We start from the raw sequence: 21,021 nt of genomic DNA, 5'->3' as shown, positions 1-21,021 counted from the left end.
ACATTTGGGGATGGGCTAATCATCCCATCCCCTGATTAATCTAACTCTGCGCAATCCCTTCTAGACGCGCTGCTTGTTGTACCGCCGCAGATACAGCAGTAACAACGCGATCGTCAAATACCGAGGGAATAATATGTTCCCGATCCAAATCTGCAGGCTTAACTAAAGACGCGATCGCACTCGCCGCTTCTAAATACATTGTGGCGGTAATTGTCGGTGCTTGACAATCTAAAGCACCACGAAATACTCCGGGAAAAGCCAGCACGTTATTAATTTGATTTGGGTAATCGCTGCGTCCAGTCGCCATCACAGCTACATTTTTAGTCACTAACTCCGGCTGAATTTCCGGAATTGGATTTGCCATTGCAAACACGATCGCATCTTTTGCCATTGCTTGCAGCATCTCTGGAGTCAAAACTCCGGGTACACTCACACCAATAAACACATCTGCGCCTTGCAACGCACCAGCTAGGGTACCTTGAGCCTTAACCGCAAATTCCCGCTTTTCCTCTGTTAAATCAGTCCGACTCAGAGAGAGAATACCTTTAGAATCGCACATCCAGATTTTTTCCGCCCCAGCTTTACGCAGTAATCGCGCGATCGCTACTCCCGCCGCCCCAGCACCGTTAATTACAATCCGCACTTCTGCAAGTGACTTGTTAACCAGTTTCAACGCATTAAATAACGCTGCGAGGGTGACAATTGCTGTACCATGCTGGTCATCATGAAATACGGGGATATTTAACTCGCGCCGCAGTCTCGCTTCAATTTCAAAACAGCGCGGGGCGGCGATATCTTCCAAATTTACGCCACCAAACACCGGTGCAATATTTTTCACTGTACGGACAATCTCATCTGTATCCTGGGTTGCCAAGCAGATAGGGAAAGCATCGATACCAGCGAATTCTTTAAACAGCATCGCTTTACCTTCCATTACTGGTAAAGCCGCATCTGGCCCCAAATTTCCCAAACCCAAGACAGCGCTACCATCGGTAACAATTGCCACCGTATTCTTTTTGATGGTTAAGTTATAGACTTCTTCGGGATTTTGCGCGATCGCTGTACAAATCCGCCCCACCCCTGGAGTGTAAGCCATAGCTAAATCGGAAACACTTCTGAGGGGAATGCGGCTAGCAATGCTGATTTTACCGCCACGATGTAAATTAAAAGTGCGATCGTACACATTCACAATTTGAATGTGAGGTAATGCTTTTACCGCTTGCACAATAGTTTCCGCGTGTTCAGTGCTAGCTGCATCCACAGTAATATCGCGGGTAGACTCTTTGCGGCTTTGCTCGATTAAATCAATTTGTCCTAATAGTCCCCCATTAGCAGCGATCGCCTGGGTAACAGAAGCCAGCATCCCCACACGATTGGGAATCTGTAAGCGGAGCGTCAAACTAAAACTAGAATTAGGAGTTAGGTTGGTCATTGTGATTTGAGAATTTAAATTTCACATCTTATATTGAATTGCTGATTAAAAATCCTTTGAAATAGCAAATGTCATATTTTATCAATCTAAGCCAGTTACAATTTCCGAAATGTACTCAGCAACACCAGATGCGATCGCTGTCCCAGATTATTCATCACTCAGCATCATCCGAGTAATTCCTGTGCCTACAGCTTTCCTTGCTCTGACTGCATCTGTGATTCCACGAAAAAAGCGCCCTCTAATCAGAGAGCGCCGTTAAATTATATTAACCGAAGATTAACCTTGAATCTCAGCATCTACAAAAGCCACAGGTATTACCTCACCGCTAGCCAAATCTAGGGGGAAGTTATGCGCATTGCGTTCGTGCATCACTTCAATCCCTAAATTGGCACGGTTCACCACATCAGCCCAAGTAGCAACTGTACGACCTTGAGAATCAAGCACTGATTGGTTAAAGTTAAAACCATTCAAATTAAATGCCATCGTACTGATACCCAAAGCCGTCAACCAGATACAAACTACAGGCCAAGCCGCCAAGAAAAAGTGCAAAGAACGAGAATTATTAAAGCTGGCATATTGCCAAATTAAACGTCCAAAGTAACCATGAGCCGCGACAATGCTGTAGGTTTCTTGTTCTTGCCCAAATCTATAGCCATAGTTAATCGATTCAACTTCAGTTGTTTCCCTAACGAGAGAGGAAGATACCAAGGAACCATGCATCGCGCAGAATAAGGAACCGCCGAATACACCTGCTACCCCTAACATGTGGAACGGGTGGAACAGAATGTTATGTTCTGCTTGGAAGACAAGCATGAAGTTAAAAGTACCACTGATACCTAAAGGCATCCCATCAGAAAAACTACCTTGACCAATTGGGTAAATTAAGAATACAGAAGTCGCAGCCGCTACAGGTGCTGAGTAAGCCACGCAAATCCACGGACGCATCCCCAGACGATAGCTTAACTCCCATTGCCGACCCAACCAACAAAAGATGCCAATCAAAAAATGCAAAACAATCAGTTGATAAGGGCCGCCATTGTATAGCCACTCATCCATCGAAGCCGCTTCCCAAAGTGGGTAGAAATGCAACCCAATCGCATTGGACGTAGGTACAACAGCACCAGAAATAATATTATTACCGTAGAGTAAAGAACCAGAGACAGGTTCGCGAATACCGTCAATATCCACAGGCGGTGCCGCAATAAAGGCAATAATGAAACAAATCGTCGCAGTTAACAAAGTAGGAATCATTATTACACCAAACCAGCCGATATAAAGCCGATTTTCAGTGCTAGTAATCCATTGACAGAAACGATCCCACTGATTACCGCTTTCGCCTCTTCTGAGAATAGTAGTCATGGCTTTATCGTTGATAAATTGCTGAAAAAAACCTTCTCAATCACTAAAAATTGAGAATTATGCAGTTTTCAAACATTTTTGCCAAATACCTTCTCCCTAATCCCCAGGAATGTTTGATAATACCTCACACCATAAACTGTTACTCACTCACTTCCCCAGGGAGACGGTGTGAAAAAAAAGGGAAAATTATTCCTGGTTATAAGATCAGGTTTTACATAATTTTTTTGTATTTATCAACAATATTTTCATGAAGTTTAATTGCAACCATTTTTTGGATTCTTCAATATCAAAATTTTAAATATTCTAGTAAAAACTTTAATTTATTTTTGAAAAACACTTTCTGCTTAATCGTAAAATCACTGAAAAATTATCACAAAATCTCAGATAGATAGTATCTAAGCTAGTTTGCGCCGCATCTAGTGAGATTACTCAAGCTATTAATTCCAGTTAGTAATACTATGATTCATACATTGATTTTTTCTAGATTTTGATTGATGTATTTAAATTATTACTGATAAGCAAAGTCAAATATACTACAAAGTAGCCTAATTAAAAAATTCTCTGTACTGAAAACAATTAAGGGATGCACTGCCACAGACTTGAAAAGGTTACTGCTGATTACTCTGAGTATTTCCAGTTCAACATTTGGTTATATGGAAAAATCCATGCTTCGTAATGTAAAAAATGTTTCCATTCATCAACTAGTGGAACTTCAAGTATCACAAACCCCTGATGCTGTAGCAGTCGTTTTTCAAAATGAGCAACTGACATATCAACAGCTGAATCAAAAAGCTAATCAATTAGCACAATACCTGAGAACACTGGGGGTAAAACCAGAGACTTTAGTAGGGGTTTGTATAGAGCGATCGCTCGAAATGTTCATAGGGTTGCTAGGCATACTCAAAGCTGGCGGAGCTTATATCCCTCTCGATCCTAGCTATCCTCAAGAACGCCTAGAATTCATGGCAGAAGATTCTCAGATGCCAATACTCATCACTCAAAAGCATCTGATAGAGCAATTACCACAGATGAAAAATGTCAAGGTCATATGTATAGATACAGATTGGCCAGCGATTTCTCAACACAGTACAGAAAATGTCGAGAGTGGTGTCAATCCTGACAATTTAGCCTATACCATCTATACATCCGGTTCTACTGGTAAACCTAAAGGCGTTCAGATTATCCATCGTGCGGTCATAAACTTCCTGAATTCTATGCGTGAGGAACCAGGATTAAGCCAAAACGATGTATTATTGGCAATTACCACAATATCCTTTGATATAGCAGTTTTAGAGTTATTTTTACCTCTAATTGTCGGTGCGCGGATTATTTTGGTTAGTCGTGAAGCCGTAGCTGATGGCAAACAGCTATCGCAAATTTTGCATCAATCTGGCGCTACAGTCATCCAAGCTACTCCAGCAACGTGGCGTCTCCTCCTCGACTCTGGATGGCAAGGTAACAAGCAACTGAAAATGCTATGTGGTGGAGAAGCCTTGACTTTAGGACTGGCTAATCAACTACTAGAAAAGGGTGGCTCTTTGTGGAATATGTATGGGCCTACTGAAACCACTATTTGGTCAATGGTACATAAAGTAGAACCTGGTAGCACTTTTGTACCCTTAGGTCACCCTATTGCTAACACACAGATTTATCTACTCCAAGAACCAGCACGCCGCAAAAACGATCCGCTTAAACTTGCTCCTATTGGTATACCAGGTGAAGTCTATATTGGTGGCGATGGAGTTGCACGCGGTTACCTCAACCGTCCAGAACTAACCCATGAGAGGTTCATCCCTCATCCCTTTAGTGATGAGCCAGAAGCTCGCCTCTACAAAACTGGAGATTTAGCTCGCTATTTACCAGATGGAAATATTGAATTTATTGGTCGGATTGATTATCAAGTTAAAATCCGTGGCTTTCGAGTTGAATTAGGCGATATTGAGGCAGTTCTGGGCCAGCATCCATACGTAAAACAAGCAGTAGTAATTGCTAGAGAAGATCAACCAGGGAACAAACGCTTAGTTGCCTATGTTGTCCCTCAAACTCACCAAGATGAGTTGAATTCATCAATATCAATCGAGCATTTCTCTACTGATCAACTTCAAGAATGGAAGAAAGTGTGGAATGCTAACTACAGCAATTCACCGGAAGATTGGGCTGGTTGGAACGATAGTTTTACTGGTCTACCTATACCCACAGAAGAGGTGCGCCAATGGGTAGACAGCACCGTTGACCGGATTCTTTCTTTACATCCTCAACGAGTTTTAGAAATTGGATGTGGAAAAGGACTACTTTTATTTCCTATTGCTCCGCATTGTACTCATTATGTAGGTACAGATATTTCACCCGCAGCTATCACCTATATTGAGCAACAAATCCAGAAAGATCCACATAAATGGTCGCATGTAAAAGTATCAGAAGCGTCTGCTCATGAACTTGAACAATTAGAACCAGCCAGCTTTGATACAGTAATCCTCAATTCGGTTATTCAATATTTTCCTAGTGTGGATTATCTTTTGCAGGTAATTGAGCAAGTTGTCAAGTTAGTTAAACCAGGCGGAAAAATCTTTATTGGTGACGTTCGTAGTTTACCATTACTAGAAACTTTCCATACTGCACTTCAAATTAGCCAGACTATTGCCTCTATTTCTACTTATCAACTTCAACAGTTAATCAAAGATAAAATTTACCAAGATAGAGAACTAGTAATTCATCCAGACTTTTTTTCTGCTTTAAACCATCATATACCTCGCATCACTTATGTTGAAACTTTACTCAAACGAGGCTACTTTGAAAATGAACTCATTAAGTTTCGGTTTGATGTTATCCTTCATGTAGATACAGAGATATATCCACAGACAGATACTTTATATTGGGATTGGCAACAACAGAATCTCTCGATCCCAGCAATTTGTCAATTCCTTCAAAAGGAACAACCAAAAACTATTAAGATTAGCAACGTACCTGATGCTCGTATTTTCCTAGATAGGAAAGCAGTAGAATTATTAACCAGTACCCATAAACCGAAGACAGTAGGAGAATTACAGCAATCTTTGCAGCAAATTTCTCCAGATCAAGCTGTGCATCCAGAAGAATTTTGGAGCCTCAAGCAATATATACCTTATAGTGTTCGAGTTACTTATTCTGAGTGCAGAAATTTAGGTACTTATGATGTCATACTGCACAATCAATTGAAACAAAAATATCAAAGCGATAATTTTGTTCTAATCGAAAAAATAGCAGAATTAAAGCCTTGGAAAGAATATGCTAATTATCCTCTAAAAGCTAACGAGAAAATTAATTTAGTTCCTCAGCTACAAACATTTATCAAGAAAAACTTACCTGACTACATGGTTCCTTCGGTATTTGTAGTCATGGACACTCTACCATTAACACCAAATGGGAAAATTGATCGCCGATCGCTTCCCAAACCCAAAAAAGACCGACCAATTTTAACGGAAGTTTACATTGCACCCACTAATTTACTTGAAAAGCAACTGGCTGAAATTTGGTCTGAGGTATTAGATATTGAACCAATCGGAATCTATGATAATTTCTTTGATCTAGGAGGACATTCGCTATTAATAGTTCAGTTGCTGTCTCGGATAGAAAAGACAATGCAAGTAGAGTTACCTCTTTCCTATGTTATTAAGGAGCCGACTATAAACGGATTCATCAAAGCTATCAATATATTGGAATCCTCAGATTATTCCCGTTTCCTTGAAGAAGAAACTAAGGTGAATTTGCAGAGTGAAGTTATCTTAGATCCAACAATTTATCCTCAAACCAATTTTGAAGAATCAGCATCTGAACCAGAAAATATATTTTTAACTGGAGCAACAGGTTTCTTAGGCGCTTTTATTCTGTATGAGCTTCTACAACAAACACAAGCTAATATTTACTGTCTGGTTCGTGCTTCCCATATTGAAGAGGGTAGACAAAAAATACAGATTAATCTCGAACGTTACATGCTATGGAGCGATAAGTTAAATTCTAGAATAATTCCTATAGTAGGAGATTTATCAAAGCCTCTATTCGGTTTAACTAATGAAAATTTTCAAGATTTAGCCGGCAAACTCGATCTAATTTATCACTCTGGAGCATTCGTAAACTTAGTTTATCCTTACAAAGCATTGCAATCTACCAATGTCTTGGGAACTCAAGAAATTTTAAGATTAGCTGCTCATGGTAAAGTTACTCCTGTTAACTTTATATCCACTATTGATGTACTTAAGCCTCTCATATTTCATGATAAGAAGGTAATTTCTGAAGATGATTATTTAGCAAATGGCGCAGGACTAACCAGAGGATATACCCAAACAAAGTGGGTTGCTGAACAGCTAATAATTGCCGCTCAAGAGAGAGGAATTCCTATTTGTATTTATAGACCAGGAATGATTTCAGGTCATAGTGAAACAGGTGTTTATCACACGAATGATCTGATGAGTCGAATTATCAAAGGTATGATTCAAATGGGTAGCGCTCCCAATCTTATGTATAAATGGGTAAATATAACTCCTATAGACTACGCTAGTAAAGCAATAGTACATTTATCAAGACAAAAAGAATCTTTAGGAAAAGCTTTCCATATTGTGAATCCTAATCCGTTGTCATGGGAAAAACTTATAGGTGAAATTCGCAATTTAGGCTATTTAATTCAAGTACTACCACAGGAAAAATGGCAAGCAGATTTACTCAGCCTTGAAAAATATAAAGAAAATGTTTTAAATCCCATAAAATCGCTATTTACTGAAAAAAATCCTCAAACTAACTTGACGTATTTTGAGACATTTTTATTGACATCTCAAGCTTTTAGCTACGAAAATACCCTCACTGGCTTGCGAGAAACTTCTATAATCTGTCCAAACGTTGATTCTAAAGTGATTAATGCTTACTTTTCCTACTTTATCCAAAGTGGTTTTCTACAATCCCCTGTAGAAAATCCTGAAGCTACTACAGACATAGCCAAAGAACCTATGAAGATGCAGAAGATATATGACACTAATAGATATATACCGCTAGTTACTTGATTCCTGACATCATCTAAAAAATTCTTCGTTGTTAAATGGTATTCTACTCATCTATTAGGGAACTATGAATTATGAGTACTTGTATAGACATTTTTATATAAGTAAGCAACATCATGTAGTTGCAGTGAGGTAGTGCTAATGAAATCAAAGACAGGCTTTATACATAATTCTATTGGCTCAAGACTCTTTTTCTATGTATTAAGTGGTGCTTTAGTAGGATTAGGTAGCATGTCATACTTTTTCTATCAAGCACTAGAAAATCGTGCTAAAGATGAAATTAAAGGTAATTTAAGTACACAAGTTAAGTCGGTAGAAGGTTCATTGGCTAGAGTAGAACAGTCTATGAGGAACTTGTCTGCTGCTGTTAAAACTATGCAGCATCAAGGAATTACCGATCCACAAGCATATAAACAATTAGTTTTTGATATTTTCCAAGAACGTTCAATTTTAACAACTGGTCTTGGTATTGGTCAAACGCCCTTCCAACTTGTACCAGATAGAGAATGGTATTGGCCTTACTTTTATATTGACCAAAAAACCTCTGGACAGATAGGTGAAGTTTTACCAAAACCATACGATCGTATCCGCTATGCAGAACTTTTTAAGGAAGATAATTATCAAAAGCAAAGTTATTATCAGAGAGTTGTCCAAGCTAGAAAGGATATTTGGTATGAACCATATAAATGGTATGGACTAACTTTAACTACTTACACAGGCCCTATTATTTCTGATAATAATACTTTAATTGGTGTCACTGGTTTAGATATTAATGTCACAGCTATAGGAGAAAAGGTTAAAGTACCTGTGACAAAAGGAGGTGGTTATTTTGTTATTTTAAGTGAACAAGGAAATTTACTAGCATATCCACCGGAACCAGAAAAAGCTAAGTCACTTGCAACTTATAAGGATATACCAGAATTAAGAGAAGTATGGGAAAAAATAGCAACCAATAATGACGGTTTTGTACAAGCAAAGGGTAAATACTGGGTATTTCAACGAGTACATGGAACAAATTGGTTGATGTTGGCAGTAGTGCCTCAGTCAGTTGTGTTAGTTCCGGTATTATCTATTGCAGTTGGTGGTGCTTTAGGTGCTGGAATGGTACTAGCCTTAGTAGTCACCTTGTTTATCCGTCAACTCAATAATCGCTTACAACCCATTCTAGAAGAGTGTCAGAAACTGGCAGAAGCTGATGCCCAAAGGGCACTTCGTTTGGGACAAGATGGTGCAGTAATTACGAATAGCCATAAGTCCCAAAGTTTGGAGTTGCAGAATGCTGATGAAATAGAAATTCTGGCACAGTCATTTAACCAAATGACAGTTCAACTAAAAGAGTCTTTCGAGGATTTAGAACTGCGAGTTGAAGAACGTACTGTTGCATTGAAGGAAGCTAAAGAATTAGCTGATAGTGCCAATCGTGCTAAAAGCGAATTCCTAGCTAATATGAGTCATGAATTACGTACTCCTCTCAACGGAATTCTCGGTTATGCGCAAATTCTGCAAGCTTCAAAAAGCTTATCAGATAAACAGCAGAAAGGCATCAATATTATTAATCAATGCGCTTCACATCTGTTAACTCTGATTAATGATATTCTTGACCTCTCGAAAATAGAAGCTCGGAAAATGGAGTTATATCCTACAAGTTTTCATTTTCCTTCTTTCCTCCAAGCAGTTTCTGAAATTTGTCGTATTAAAGCCGAGCAAAAAGGGATATCTTTTGTTTACCAGCCTGACAGATTACTTCCAATAGGTATCCATGCTGATGAAAAAAGATTACGCCAAGTTTTAATTAATTTATTGGGTAATGCTATTAAGTTTACGGAAAAAGGTAGTGTTACATTTACAGTCAAAATTAAGCAGATAAAAAATGCCGATCAAGATGAATCATCTACCTACCAAATTCGCTTTATCGTGGAAGATACTGGTGTAGGAATGACTAGCGAGCAATTAGAGAAAATATTTTTACCATTTGAGCAGGTAGGTAACGTTAAAAAACAATCAGAGGGAACTGGATTAGGTTTAGCTATCAGCCAAAAAATTGTGTCAATGATGGGCGGAACTATAGAAGTACAAAGTCAACCCGAAAAAGGTAGTATCTTCTGGTTTGATGCAGAAATATCTGAATCTAGAGAATGGGCAGATAAATCTAAGGTTTCGCAACAGGGAACCATTATTAGTTTTCAAGGTGAAAAACGCAAAATTTTAGTAGTTGACGATCGTTGGGAAAATCGCTCTGTATTAGTTAATCTACTTGAGCCTATTGGTTTTGAAATTGTAGAAGCAAAAGATGGTCAAGAAGGATTAGAAAAAATAGCTGAATCTATACCTGATTTAATTATTACAGATGTGAGTATGCCAGGAATGAATGGACTGGAGATGATCCAACATTTGCGAAATTCTCCTGATTTGATTCATCTGAAGATAATTGTTTCATCCGCAAGTGTATTCGACTCTGATAAACAGAAGAGTTTAGATGCAGGCGGTGATGACTTTCTTCCTAAGCCGGTGCAAGCATCTGAGCTATTTGAAAAATTACAAATGTATCTAGAATTAGAATGGATTTATGATGATAATAATACAGATTCACCAATTACACAAGAAGTCGTACTACCTCCAATTGATGAATTACAACAGTTATATGAACTAGCTTTAAAAGGTCGCATTAAAGCAATACAGAACCAACTCAATAAAATCGAAAACACAGATATAAAATTTAGACCTTTTGTGCAAGAATTACAACAGTTAGCACAAAGCTTTCAAATAGAAAAAATTCAAAATATCATGGAGAAATATATCAAAAATAAATAATTCTAACTAACGTTTGCTAAGATATATATTATTAACAAAAAAATAGATAAAATAATGCAAAATTCAGACACAAATTTAATCTTAATTGTTGATGACACTCCTACAAACTTAGAAGTACTTTCGGAAGCTTTAACAGATGCAGGATTTGATGTGGCAGTTGCTACTAGTGGTGAAAGCGCAATTAAGCAAATTGAATATGAACCACCAGAGCTAATTTTATTAGATGTAATGATGCCAGGAATTGATGGATTTGAAACTTGTAAGAGATTGAAGGCAAATCCAAAAACAAAACATATTCCCATCATTTTTATGACTGCCCTGGCTGACACAGTAGATAAAGTCAAAGGACTTTCTTTAGGTGCTGTAGATTATATTACTAAGCCGTTTCAGCAAGCGGAAGCTTTAGCTCGTATCCAAATTCATTTGAAACTACAAAATATTAGTGTTGCTTTAGAGCAACAAAATGCACGTCTTCAACAAGAAATTCAAGAACGAGTGTCCGCAGAATTAGCATTACAGAAGTTAACGCAAGAGTTAGAGCAACGAGTATCCGAAAGAACTAAAGAACTTTCTCAAGCATTACACGATCTGCAAAAGGCTCAAGTGAAACTGATCCAATCAGAAAAATTAGCGACACTGGGTCAGTTAGTAGCAGGTGTAGCACACGAAATCAATAATCCAGTCAACTTTATACATGGCAATCTTCAGCACGCTAGTTGTTATATTGAAGACTTGCTAGCCCTCATTAGTCTTTACCAGACTCAGTTTCCTGATTCCTCGCTAGAGATTGCTAAGAAATCCAAAGAAATAGACTTGGAGTTTATCCGCTTAGATTTACCTAAAATTGTTTCTTCAATGGCAATTGGAACTCAACGGATTCAGGAAATCGTGCAATCCTTCCGCAACTTTTCCCGTCATGATGAAGCTGAAGTCAAAAAAGTAAATATCCACGATGGTTTAAACAGTACGCTGATGCTCATTGACCATCGCTTGAAGGCGAAACCAGGCTATCCAACGATCCAAGTGATTAAAGATTATGGGAATTTGCCGCCAGTTGAGTGTTTTGCTGGCAAAATGAACCAAGTATTTATGAATGTACTCAGTAATGCAATTGACGCTTTGGAAGAGTTAATGGCAAATACGCAGAATTTTGACCATAAATTATCACCGATAATTCGGATTCATACAGAAGTTGTAGGAGGCGATCGCATTGCTATTCGGATTACAGATAATGGGCCGGGAATTTCCGAAGTAGTACAAAAGCGGGTATTCGATCCATTCTTTACAACTAAGCCTGCTGGTAAAGGAACAGGCTTAGGAATGTCAATTAGCCATCAAATTGTGGTTGAAAAACATGGTGGCTCTTTGTACTGTATCTCCTGCCCAGGAAATGGTGCAGAGTTTGTCATTGAGATTCCCATTCGGCAGGAAAATTTTTCTGAACCCAGTTGGTGGGAATCCCCAGACATCTTAGAAACCTCTGTACAGAGTCCAGAATCTTCTCTTATTGCCCAAATATAGGCATGAGTTAACAAATTCAGTCAACAACTCAGTACCAGTCAGTTATTCACTCCAGGTTTTGACACAACCAAGGATGAAAATATCTCTTAAGAGTCAACAGTCAACGCTATTTTCCAGCTAGAGCCATTTAACTCATAACTGTGGCTTATTTTTGATATAGCCTGCCATTGCGGACTTGTACTACTGGATGATTGCACCTACGTACTAGTTGTTCATCATGAGTAGTTACAATTACTGTTGCTCCAAAGGAATTTAACTTTTGGAGAATCTGTATCACTTGCCAAGAATTATCTGGATCGAGGTTTCCGGTTGGTTCATCCGCTAAAAGCAGTGGTGGTGTTCCAACAATTGCTCGTGCAATGCTTACACGTTGTTGTTCTCCACCAGAAAGTTGATCGGGAAAGGAGTTCGCTTTAGAAACCAAACCCACCAGCTTTAATGTAGGTTCTAAACGACGTTGAATTTCTTTTCTGGTATACCCTTGAGCTTGCAGGACAAAAGTCACATTTTCAGCTACTGTCCGTTGGGGAATCAGTTTATAGTCTTGAAATACAATGCCAATACGTCGCCTTAATAAAGACAAGCGATCGCCCCGCAATGCGGCAATGTTGCAGTTATCTACAATAACTTCCCCTTGGGTTGCCAACTCTTCACCATAAAACAGTTTCAACAGAGTTGATTTACCAGAACCACTAGGGCCAGTAATAAATAAAAATTCTTTTTGTTTTACCTCTAGGTTCACATCTAATAATGCGTGACAGCCATTAGCATAGGTTTTTGTGACAGCACGCAATTGTAATATCACATTAGTACTACTATTTTGCTGGTCAGTTTCTTTGCCTTCTGGATGTATAAATTTGTGATTGGTTTCGTGAGTGGTTAATAGCGGCATTGCTGAATAGTTAGGAATATATAGATCTTGTAACTGGGAAATTGCATACAAAATAATGATTCCCAGATTGCAACAGGGAATTTCAAATTTCCCATACAAAATTTAAGGCGTTGCAGAATAGAAATATGAATTAGAGCGATCGCTTCGGAATGCTCGTGCTGCTTGTGATGTTGGGGTAATTATTTTAAGAGCCGGATACTTAGCTAGCTGCTGGATTAAGTAGTCATGAGGTAGGTTGAAGTAAACAAGTCGCTTCATTTAATTGTGGTTGCCAATTTCCGAGGTTTAGTTTTGGCTTCCCTACGATGAAAGTCCATTTCCTTTGAGTTATAACCTCACTACTCGTAACTGTCTATACATCTCATACTATATGGTGAACATAGATCCCAATGTAAAGTACTAGCAACTGCGACAAGATTTAGGGAGATATGAACAGTCTATCGTTGTAGGCGTAGCCCGTCGTAGACATCGCTGATTTTCAGTCAGTAAAGATAGTTGGTAGACTTGTTGACTCTACAGTTGCAATAGGCTACGTGTTTATTTACAATCAAATCCCAATGAGTGCGATCGCGATCGCACTGTCTGTGATGGCATTCCTAACAAGAGCGATTAGCTGATCAATTACTGATCATGCGATCGCACTTGTGGTAAACTGGCGGGGCGATCGCATTCCTCGCCAGCGATCGCACTGTCTGTGATGGCATTCCTAGCAAAAGCAATTAGCTGAATCTATTACTGCAAGTGCGATCGCACTTGCGGGGCGCTCGCTTACAAAGGTCAAACAATGCACTTGTGAGAATAGGCGATCGCTTCATAATATCAATTCGCGCACTTGGTAACAGCTTCTGCTGCTGCGATCGCACAAGTTGCAAGTAATTTTAGAGAAATCCAGCCTTTAGGATTATATATATCCCACATTCCGCACCCTAACTGTCACAAGTTCATTTGTACTTAACTAATTTTCAGTAAATAGTACTTATGAACTATAATCGGGAGTAGTATTTTAAAACTTAATAAGAATAATTAGCAGTAAACCAAAAAGTTTTTCTCCAAAGAGCGATCACGAAAATACTTATATTTTTTGATACCAATCATACAGAATTATCTAACCAGCAGACATAGTTATAGATGATGATTACTTATGATTAGTTGGTCGAGAAATGGTCAGAACTAACCTGACGGAAGAGCAAATAGATTTTTAGGTACATAAAATATGAAAATTTGAACAGATGTTGTTTACTCTGTTCTATCACTATGTCTAATCTGAAAGAAATCGAAATTCAAAATCTAGATCATTTGGGTATAATAGCAGGAATTATAGACTCTATAGGCTTGGTAGAAATTATTAATGAATTAATCCGTCAAGAGCCAGGAGAAAAAATCAGCCCAGGACATGTGGTCAAAGCAATGATATTAAATGGATTGGGTTTTGTAAGCAGTCCTTTATATATGTTTCCAGATTTTTTTCAAGATAAACCTTGTGAACATCTAATCGGAAAAGGAGTAAAAGCCGAATATTTAAATGATGATAAATTAGGTAGAGTCATGGATAAATTATTTATTAAAGGCTTAACGGAGATATTTGTAGCTATTAGTAGTCAGGTGATAAAAGAATTCAATATTAGTTTAAAATCGTCACACTTGGATTCGACTTCACTCCACTTACATGGTGAATACAACACTAGTTTACCAGATGTAACTTTTGATAATAATTCATCAAATGCTCAAATTAAATCACCACAAGCTATTGAGATTACCTATGGCTATTCTCGTGACCATAGACCAGATTTAAAACAATTTATCATAGACTTAATATCATCGGAAGATGGAGATATACCAATATTTTTAAAATCGGCATCTGGAAATCAATCAGATTCTTCAAGTTTTGCGAAAATATTTTTAGAATACAAAGAGCAAATACAAAAATCAGAAATACATTCGGATAATAGTTTAATGGTCGCAGATGCGGCTTTGTATAATGCAAAAAACATAAATTCATTATCTGGAATCAAATGGTTATGTAGAGTACCGATGACTATAGGACTGGCAAAAGAGCTAGTATCAACATTATTATCGCCTGATTTTATTAGTAGTTCTTTACCAGGATATTATTATTCTGTAATCAAAAGCAATTATGCTGGAGTCGAACAGAGATGGTTAGTTGTAGAAAGCACTCTCCAGAAAAGAATCTGATTTACGGCAATTAGAAAAAAGGATATCTAAGTCAAAAGTTAATGCATTATCTAAGCTCAAAAAACTGCTATCAGCAAACTTTCAATTTAAGGAAGAGGCTATTAAATCTGTAAAGAGCTTAAATAAACAATTAAAATATCATCAAATTGAAAACGTTAATTACTTGGAGAAGCAATCAGAGGATCAGAAAAACATTGCTTATCAAGTAAATGCCACATTATGCGAGAATATCAAAGCTATTAAAACAGCTTATATAAGTGCTGGACGTTTCATACTTGCGACAAACATTTTAGATGAAAAATCTTTTAGTAATGATAATATTATTTCTGAATATAAGGCGCAGCAAAGCTGCGAGAGAGGATTTGGATTTCTCAAAGACCCTTTATTTTTTGCAGATAGTATTTTTCTGAAATCTCCAGAAAGAATTGAAGCTATGGCTATGATACTAGGATTATGTCTATTAGTCTATACTTTAGCTCAAAGACAAATAAGAAAAGCTTTATCAGCGTCTGAATCTACTATTAAAAATCAGTTGGGTAAATCTGTAAATAACCCGACTATGCGATGGATATTTCAACGGTTTCAATCCATACATTTAGTTAAATTTGATAATCAAATATCAATATTAAATTTGACTTCAGAAAGAGAATATATTCTGAGTTTTCTCCCAGAAAATTGTTACTACTATTATAAATGTTAATCATAGTCTATCAAAAATTTATTTGTGATAGAGACTATTAATGAAAATTAATAGTTACAAATTATCATGGTTTTTTATCTACATTTTATAACCTAAATACAGATATTATCGTAAAAATCATAAATTTTTATTTATCGAGGAATCATAAATAATTATTGCTGTTTATTGAGAACATAAATATTATTTAGGGTGGGTAAATAATCTGACAACATAAACAATAAAGTATTATTTTACTCTCTTTTAAGTAGCAATAGTCAGTAATAACCCCTTTGTGACAGTTAGGGTGCGGAATGTGGGTTATATTACTTGTGCCTAAATAAGTAATATTTGGAAATAAATTGCAAGAAGTACTGAGAAGCGTATGAGTGTAATTGCTGGTTATGCGATGTTTATCTATAACAGCAATAGAATTATTTAATTTTTGAGAAATAGCTGGCATATTTATTAATTTTTCGCAAAAACTAGTAATATCAAAGATTTATGTAAAGCAGTGATATTACTTAAGTCTGCATGAAAAACAACAGAAAAGAAACTTGTTCATCAAATCTTTAAGTTATCTAAATTTCTCTTTCACAAGATAGATGCGCTTTTACTGTGTTATCACTATTGGCAAGTAGATTCTCACTTAAAAAGTTAAAATTATTACAAAGATTCCAAAATTTTCCGGATAAGCGAATAGGGAAGAATACAGAGTAGCTACTCTAGTAGAGTCAGAGCAGTATTACGTACTTAAACACAATTCATTAGCGAATGCTGCAAAGCAGAATGTAGATTTGTTTGTGGAATACCTTGTTCACTCGAAGAGGCTTTCCGAAGGTTGTTAGTTTGAGAAAGTCGTTCTTGTAGAGTCGCGATCGCAATGGCTGAGATTGTTACTATTTTTCTATAACTATACATTAATAGAGGCACAAAACTATGTTTGTGCCCTACAGAAGAATCTATGTTTGCAAAGATTGTGGCGATTCCTAGTTAGGTGTGGTACAGAAGTAATGTTTTTATAACGCACAGGAACGCAGAGGTTTGCTCAATTTTTTTGTGATGTAGTTATTACTTCAGTAGCTTAGGAGAATTTATGGTAAAAAATTGCTCACAAGAGGGGTTTTTTGAGAATGCGATCGCTAAAACCCAAACTTAGATAAAATTTATACCAGAGAACGCTTGAGAGAACCGTCTGCATATAGTTCTAGTGGTATTAACTGAAGTTTGCCATTAACTTTAACTTGAGAGTAAACAACTTTAACTAGGGGTGCATTATTTTGGTTATAACGTACAGACATAATTACCTATCCTATTTATTAATTTTTTATCTTCAAAAGTTTCCTTACCCATAATTTACTGAATTTATCTTTGGGTAGGATTGCATCTCTTGTATGATTATTTATCCTACTTTAGAACTATTAAAAATGTCTTAAATTTAGATGTATCTATCCCTTGATAAAGATGAAGATTTGAAGAAATTTCTCTTTAAGTGAATCAGTAGAAAAACGCAAATAAATCTCACAGGTTAAAAATAGATAAATTAGCATAAAATATGGGTTTGTATCATATTTTCCTGCGATATTCTCCCGCATCAGGATAAATATTGAGGTTAGCCTATTGAATCGGCGAAAGATTAAGCGAATCTGCTTTTAAGTTGCACAATCCATTGTGAGGGCTGTTGACTGTTGACTGTTGACTGTTGACTGTTGACAGCCCTTATTAGTAGTTATGCAATGTAGATGCGCATGAGATTACCCAACTATTCAGACCGAGAACAGGAGATAATAATAAACCTATACCATCCTCAGCTGTAATAGCACCGCCTTTGGCTAGGCTGCTTGATTTCACAGTTATAGGGTAGATTGGCGCTAGTTGTAGCAAATAAGATCATGGACACTACCAAGTTGTATGCTCGCTTAGAAAATTATTACCAGCAAATCAAGACAATTATTCTCAGTCGTCAAAATCCCATTACTGGTTTACTACCTGCGAGTACGGCTATAACCGCTCACGGAGATTATACAGATGCTTGGGTGAGAGATAATGTTTATAGTATTTTGGCAGTTTGGGGTTTAGCACTTGCATACCGCAAGGTTGATGAAACTAAAGGATACACTTACGAACTAGAACATAGCGCAATTAAGCTGATGCGTGGGTTGCTGTTTGCAATGATGCGACAAGCTTATAAGGTAGAAAGATTTAAACATACGCAATCACCCTTAGATGGATTACATGCCAAATACAACACTGCTACTGGTGATATTGTGGTGGGTGATGATGAGTGGGGACATTTGCAATTAGACGCTACATCAATATTTTTGCTGATGTTAGCGCAAATGACTGCTTCTGGTTTGCAAATAATTTATACCGTTGATGAAGTTAATTTTGTCCAAAATTTGGTTTACTATATTGGACGCGCCTACCGCACACCCGATTATGGAATTTGGGAACGGGGTAACAAAATTAATCGCGGAAATGCAGAGTTAAACGCTAGTTCTGTGGGTATGGCGAAAGCTGCGTTAGAAGCCATCAATGGATTAGATTTATTTGGGGTTCGGGGAAGTCAAGCTTCGGTGATTCATGTATTACCAGATGAAATTGCGCGCGCCCGAATTACTTTAGAATCTCTATTACCCAGAGAATCTGGTTCTAAAGAAATTGATGCAGCGTTATTGAGTATTATTAGTTTTCCCGCTTTTGCAGTGGAAGATGAGCAACTACGCGATCGCACTTTTAACGATATAATTAACAAACTCCAAGGCAAATACGGCTGTAAACGCTTTCTGCGAGATGGACATCAAACTGTTATCGAAGATACCCAACGCTTACATTACGAACCCTGGGAACTGAAACAATTTGAGCATATAGAATGTGAATGGCCGCTATTTTTCACTTATTTATTTCTTGATGGTTTATTTCGTAACGATAAAGTACAAACTCAATATTACCAAGAACGTTTAGAATCTCTCCTCGTAGAACGGGATGGTTTACAGTTATTACCAGAATTATATTATGTTCCCGAAGCCAACATTGAAGCAGAAAAATCTTCGCCCCAAAGTCAACCCCGCTTACCTAATGAAAACGTTCCCCTAGTATGGGCACAAAGTTTATATTTTCTCGCTCAAATGTTAAATGAAGGCTTAATTGCGATTGGGGATATTGACCCATTAGGCAGACATTTATGTGTGGGAAAAAATCGCGAATCTATTGTCCAAATTGCTTTATTAGCAGAAGATGAAGACTTACAGGAAAAATTAGCAGTTCACGGCATTGAAACCCAAACACCTCAGCAATTAGAACCTATTCAAGTCAGAAATGCTGGAGATTTATCGGCTATTTATACCCAAATTGGACTTAACTCTAAATTAGGTTTAACTGGGCGTCCGGTAAGGCGTTTGCGCAGTTTGACAACTTCGCGGATCTTCCGCATTCAAGACCAAACTGTTGTGTTTTTACCATCTTTCTTAGATGCGCAACAATTTTACTTAACCCTTGATTATCATTTCTTGCTCGATCAAATTAGAAGCGAACTCGCTTACATTCAAAAATATTGGAGCTATTTAGGTCGTCCGACCTTAACTTTAATGTTAACCCACACCATGCTAGAAATTGGTGCGGAGGCATTATTAGAATTAATGCAGGAATTTAAAGCAGGGGTTTGTCAGGGCGTCAGGGTAAAATTAGGTAGATTAAATCAACTGATGCTAACAGCAGGAATTCAAAGAATTGACTTTCTGCAAGATGACGATTTTACCTTACCGTCTGTTAAAGATGCGGGGTTACATTGCTATTATTTGGCATATCATCCAGGGAAAAATTGGCAATTAGGACATACTCAAGAATTCCAGATGGAATGTGAAACTAACTTGGGTTCCTTACTATCTACTTTACGTGCTTCGGAAAATATCTATGAGCAAATTGAGTTATTGCAGACTTTAAAACGCTTGCAGGGATTAGATTTTGATACTGGATTTGGCGGCCCTAACTCTGTGGTAACAGTAGATAATTTACTTGATGAAATCTATACCAAAGCTGGCGATTTAGGACTTTGGGCGATAGTACGCCGGGTTGCGGGTTTGCGTCAAATGGTAGATATTGGTTTGTCGGATGCTGTTACCAGTATTTTGGTAAGGGGTAAGCAAATTTCTGTGGGTAAAGCTTACAGCGAAGATTCCTTAATTGCTGTACCCATGTCTCACAATGAAATAGCCGAGAAAATTAATCATTTTTGTCGAGAAGATATCCGCGATCGCGTTCTCACCCAAGAGATTATCATTTATCTAAGTGTACTCATGAGAGCCGAACCCGAACTATTTCGCGGATTGTTGACAATAAAAGTCGGCTATCTCATATTGTTAATCACCAGTAAACTCGCCAGAGAATTAAAAGTTACCCAAGATGAAGCCTACGAACATTTAATGCAACTATCACCCTTTGAAGTCAAAACTAGGTTGCAAAATGTCTTAGCTGAATATGCGGGGATGAGTAAACTGTTACGTCAGCAAGAATCACTCCACGTTAAACAAAAAGAAAGTGATATAGATTGGGTATTACCATTCACCAATGATGCAGAAATCGAAGTTCCCTCTGGTGGATGGCGAAGATTTCGCCAAGCTGAAGGCGCAACTGGAAGAGTACCTAAAGACTTTTTCCAGCAAGTGTGGCTATTAATGAAACATTGCAAAGGGATAGTCATAGGCGACAAATTAGAACGGCGCAATCGCTTAGATAGCGAGTTAATGTTGTCGGAAATGACACCAGGAGAAAGAAATTTTGCCCTACTAGTCGAGCATCTACTTAATAAAATTGAGGCTCCCGAATATCGCCAAGTGAATATAGAAGCCTTAGTAGAATTATCCGCGATCGCAGCCAATAACCCTAGCCTACAAGTTGAAGAATATATCGTCTTAGATGTATTAATTGGTCATGCTGTCAGATTAGCATGGTTAGATGCCCATCCCCAACGAGGCGATCGCTATGATGAAGATAAAGCAAGTGCATGGCGATCGTTTTATAATACTTCTCCTAGAGATTGCGCCAGTTATATTTTGAAAGCCTTCAGATTCTTAACCGAGTTTGTCAAAGAGTTGGAAACGTAAATAAAAAT

At 37.6% G+C, this 21,021-nt stretch carries 10 protein-coding genes and 1 pseudogene; 6 read left to right on the top strand and 5 right to left on the bottom strand.

Features of this window, described 5'->3' with window-relative positions; genetic code table 11:
- Window positions 1-40 precede the first annotated feature (40 nt).
- Window positions 41-1,432, bottom strand: a complete 1,392-nt coding sequence (locus H6G08_RS10145; protein WP_190541237.1) for a malic enzyme-like NAD(P)-binding protein — start codon at window positions 1,430-1,432, stop codon at window positions 41-43.
- Between the two features lie 109 nt (window positions 1,433-1,541).
- Here H6G08_RS10145 and H6G08_RS10140 point away from each other — a divergent pair, with 109 nt between their 5' ends.
- Window positions 1,542-1,691, top strand: coding sequence for a hypothetical protein (locus H6G08_RS10140; protein WP_190541234.1), 150 nt, complete (start codon window positions 1,542-1,544; stop codon window positions 1,689-1,691).
- Between the two features lie 17 nt (window positions 1,692-1,708).
- Here H6G08_RS10140 and psbA read toward each other — a convergent pair whose 3' ends face one another.
- On the bottom strand, window positions 1,709-2,791 hold the full coding sequence (gene psbA / locus H6G08_RS10135; protein WP_190541231.1) for a photosystem II reaction center subunit D1: 1,083 nt from the start codon (window positions 2,789-2,791) through the stop codon (window positions 1,709-1,711).
- Window positions 2,792-3,456: 665 nt separating this feature from the next.
- Here psbA and H6G08_RS10130 point away from each other — a divergent pair.
- The 3 genes from H6G08_RS10130 (at window position 3,457) to H6G08_RS10120 (ending at window position 12,150) form a co-directional block, all read left to right on the top strand.
- Window positions 3,457-7,821, top strand: coding sequence for an amino acid adenylation domain-containing protein (locus tag H6G08_RS10130; protein ID WP_190541228.1), 4,365 nt, complete (start codon window positions 3,457-3,459; stop codon window positions 7,819-7,821).
- Between the two features lie 138 nt (window positions 7,822-7,959).
- Complete coding sequence (locus H6G08_RS10125) at window positions 7,960-10,629, top strand: hybrid sensor histidine kinase/response regulator (RefSeq protein ID WP_190541225.1); 2,670 nt, start codon at window positions 7,960-7,962, stop codon at window positions 10,627-10,629.
- 54 nt (window positions 10,630-10,683) lie between these two features.
- Complete coding sequence (locus H6G08_RS10120) at window positions 10,684-12,150, top strand: hybrid sensor histidine kinase/response regulator (protein ID WP_190541222.1); 1,467 nt, start codon at window positions 10,684-10,686, stop codon at window positions 12,148-12,150.
- Window positions 12,151-12,295: 145 nt separating this feature from the next.
- On the opposite strand, the gene ftsE is transcribed toward H6G08_RS10120, so the two are convergent.
- Both ftsE and H6G08_RS10110 read right to left on the bottom strand, forming a co-directional pair.
- Window positions 12,296-13,042 carry a cell division ATP-binding protein FtsE gene (ftsE, locus tag H6G08_RS10115; protein WP_190541220.1) on the bottom strand — a complete coding sequence of 249 codons (747 nt, stop codon included), beginning with the start codon at window positions 13,040-13,042 and terminating at the stop codon, window positions 12,296-12,298.
- Between the two features lie 102 nt (window positions 13,043-13,144).
- Window positions 13,145-13,300, bottom strand: a complete 156-nt coding sequence (locus tag H6G08_RS10110) for a hypothetical protein (RefSeq protein WP_190541217.1) — start codon at window positions 13,298-13,300, stop codon at window positions 13,145-13,147.
- A gap of 996 nt (window positions 13,301-14,296) precedes the next feature.
- On the opposite strand from H6G08_RS10110, the pseudogene H6G08_RS10105 reads away from it, so the two are divergent.
- Window positions 14,297-15,935: pseudogene (locus H6G08_RS10105) on the top strand (IS1634 family transposase).
- A gap of 1,142 nt (window positions 15,936-17,077) precedes the next feature.
- Here the strand turns inward: H6G08_RS10105 and H6G08_RS38105 are convergent.
- Window positions 17,078-17,212 carry a hypothetical protein gene (locus H6G08_RS38105; RefSeq protein WP_277877810.1) on the bottom strand — a complete coding sequence of 45 codons (135 nt, stop codon included), beginning with the start codon at window positions 17,210-17,212 and terminating at the stop codon, window positions 17,078-17,080.
- Between the two features lie 591 nt (window positions 17,213-17,803).
- On the opposite strand from H6G08_RS38105, the gene H6G08_RS10100 reads away from it, so the two are divergent.
- Window positions 17,804-21,013, top strand: a complete 3,210-nt coding sequence (locus tag H6G08_RS10100) for a glycoside hydrolase family 15 protein (RefSeq protein ID WP_199322468.1) — start codon at window positions 17,804-17,806, stop codon at window positions 21,011-21,013.
- The last annotated feature ends 8 nt before the right edge of the window (window positions 21,014-21,021 follow it).

The sequence above is a fragment of the Calothrix anomala FACHB-343 genome (assembly GCF_014696435.1).
In the GTDB taxonomy this organism is placed as follows: domain Bacteria; phylum Cyanobacteriota; class Cyanobacteriia; order Cyanobacteriales; family Nostocaceae; genus Aulosira; species Aulosira anomala_A.
The sequence above is the reverse complement of the archived record's forward strand: the minus strand, read 5'-3'. Positions and strand labels throughout refer to the sequence as shown.

What these genes read in the sequence shown, in the direction of transcription:
- H6G08_RS10130 (WP_190541228.1), top strand. Translation starts at nt 3,457, where the DNA reads ATGCTTCGTAATGTAAAAAATGTTTCCATTCATCAACTAGTGGAACTT.
- H6G08_RS10125 (WP_190541225.1), top strand. Translation starts at nt 7,960, where the DNA reads ATGAAATCAAAGACAGGCTTTATACATAATTCTATTGGCTCAAGACTC.
- H6G08_RS10110 (WP_190541217.1), bottom strand. Translation starts at nt 13,300, where the DNA reads ATGAAGCGACTTGTTTACTTCAACCTACCTCATGACTACTTAATCCAG.
- psbA (WP_190541231.1), bottom strand. Translation starts at nt 2,791, where the DNA reads ATGACTACTATTCTCAGAAGAGGCGAAAGCGGTAATCAGTGGGATCGT.
- H6G08_RS10140 (WP_190541234.1), top strand. Translation starts at nt 1,542, where the DNA reads ATGTACTCAGCAACACCAGATGCGATCGCTGTCCCAGATTATTCATCA.
- H6G08_RS38105 (WP_277877810.1), bottom strand. Translation starts at nt 17,212, where the DNA reads ATGTCTGTACGTTATAACCAAAATAATGCACCCCTAGTTAAAGTTGTT.
- H6G08_RS10145 (WP_190541237.1), bottom strand. Translation starts at nt 1,432, where the DNA reads ATGACCAACCTAACTCCTAATTCTAGTTTTAGTTTGACGCTCCGCTTA.
- ftsE (WP_190541220.1), bottom strand. Translation starts at nt 13,042, where the DNA reads ATGCCGCTATTAACCACTCACGAAACCAATCACAAATTTATACATCCA.
- H6G08_RS10100 (WP_199322468.1), top strand. Translation starts at nt 17,804, where the DNA reads ATGGACACTACCAAGTTGTATGCTCGCTTAGAAAATTATTACCAGCAA.
- H6G08_RS10120 (WP_190541222.1), top strand. Translation starts at nt 10,684, where the DNA reads ATGCAAAATTCAGACACAAATTTAATCTTAATTGTTGATGACACTCCT.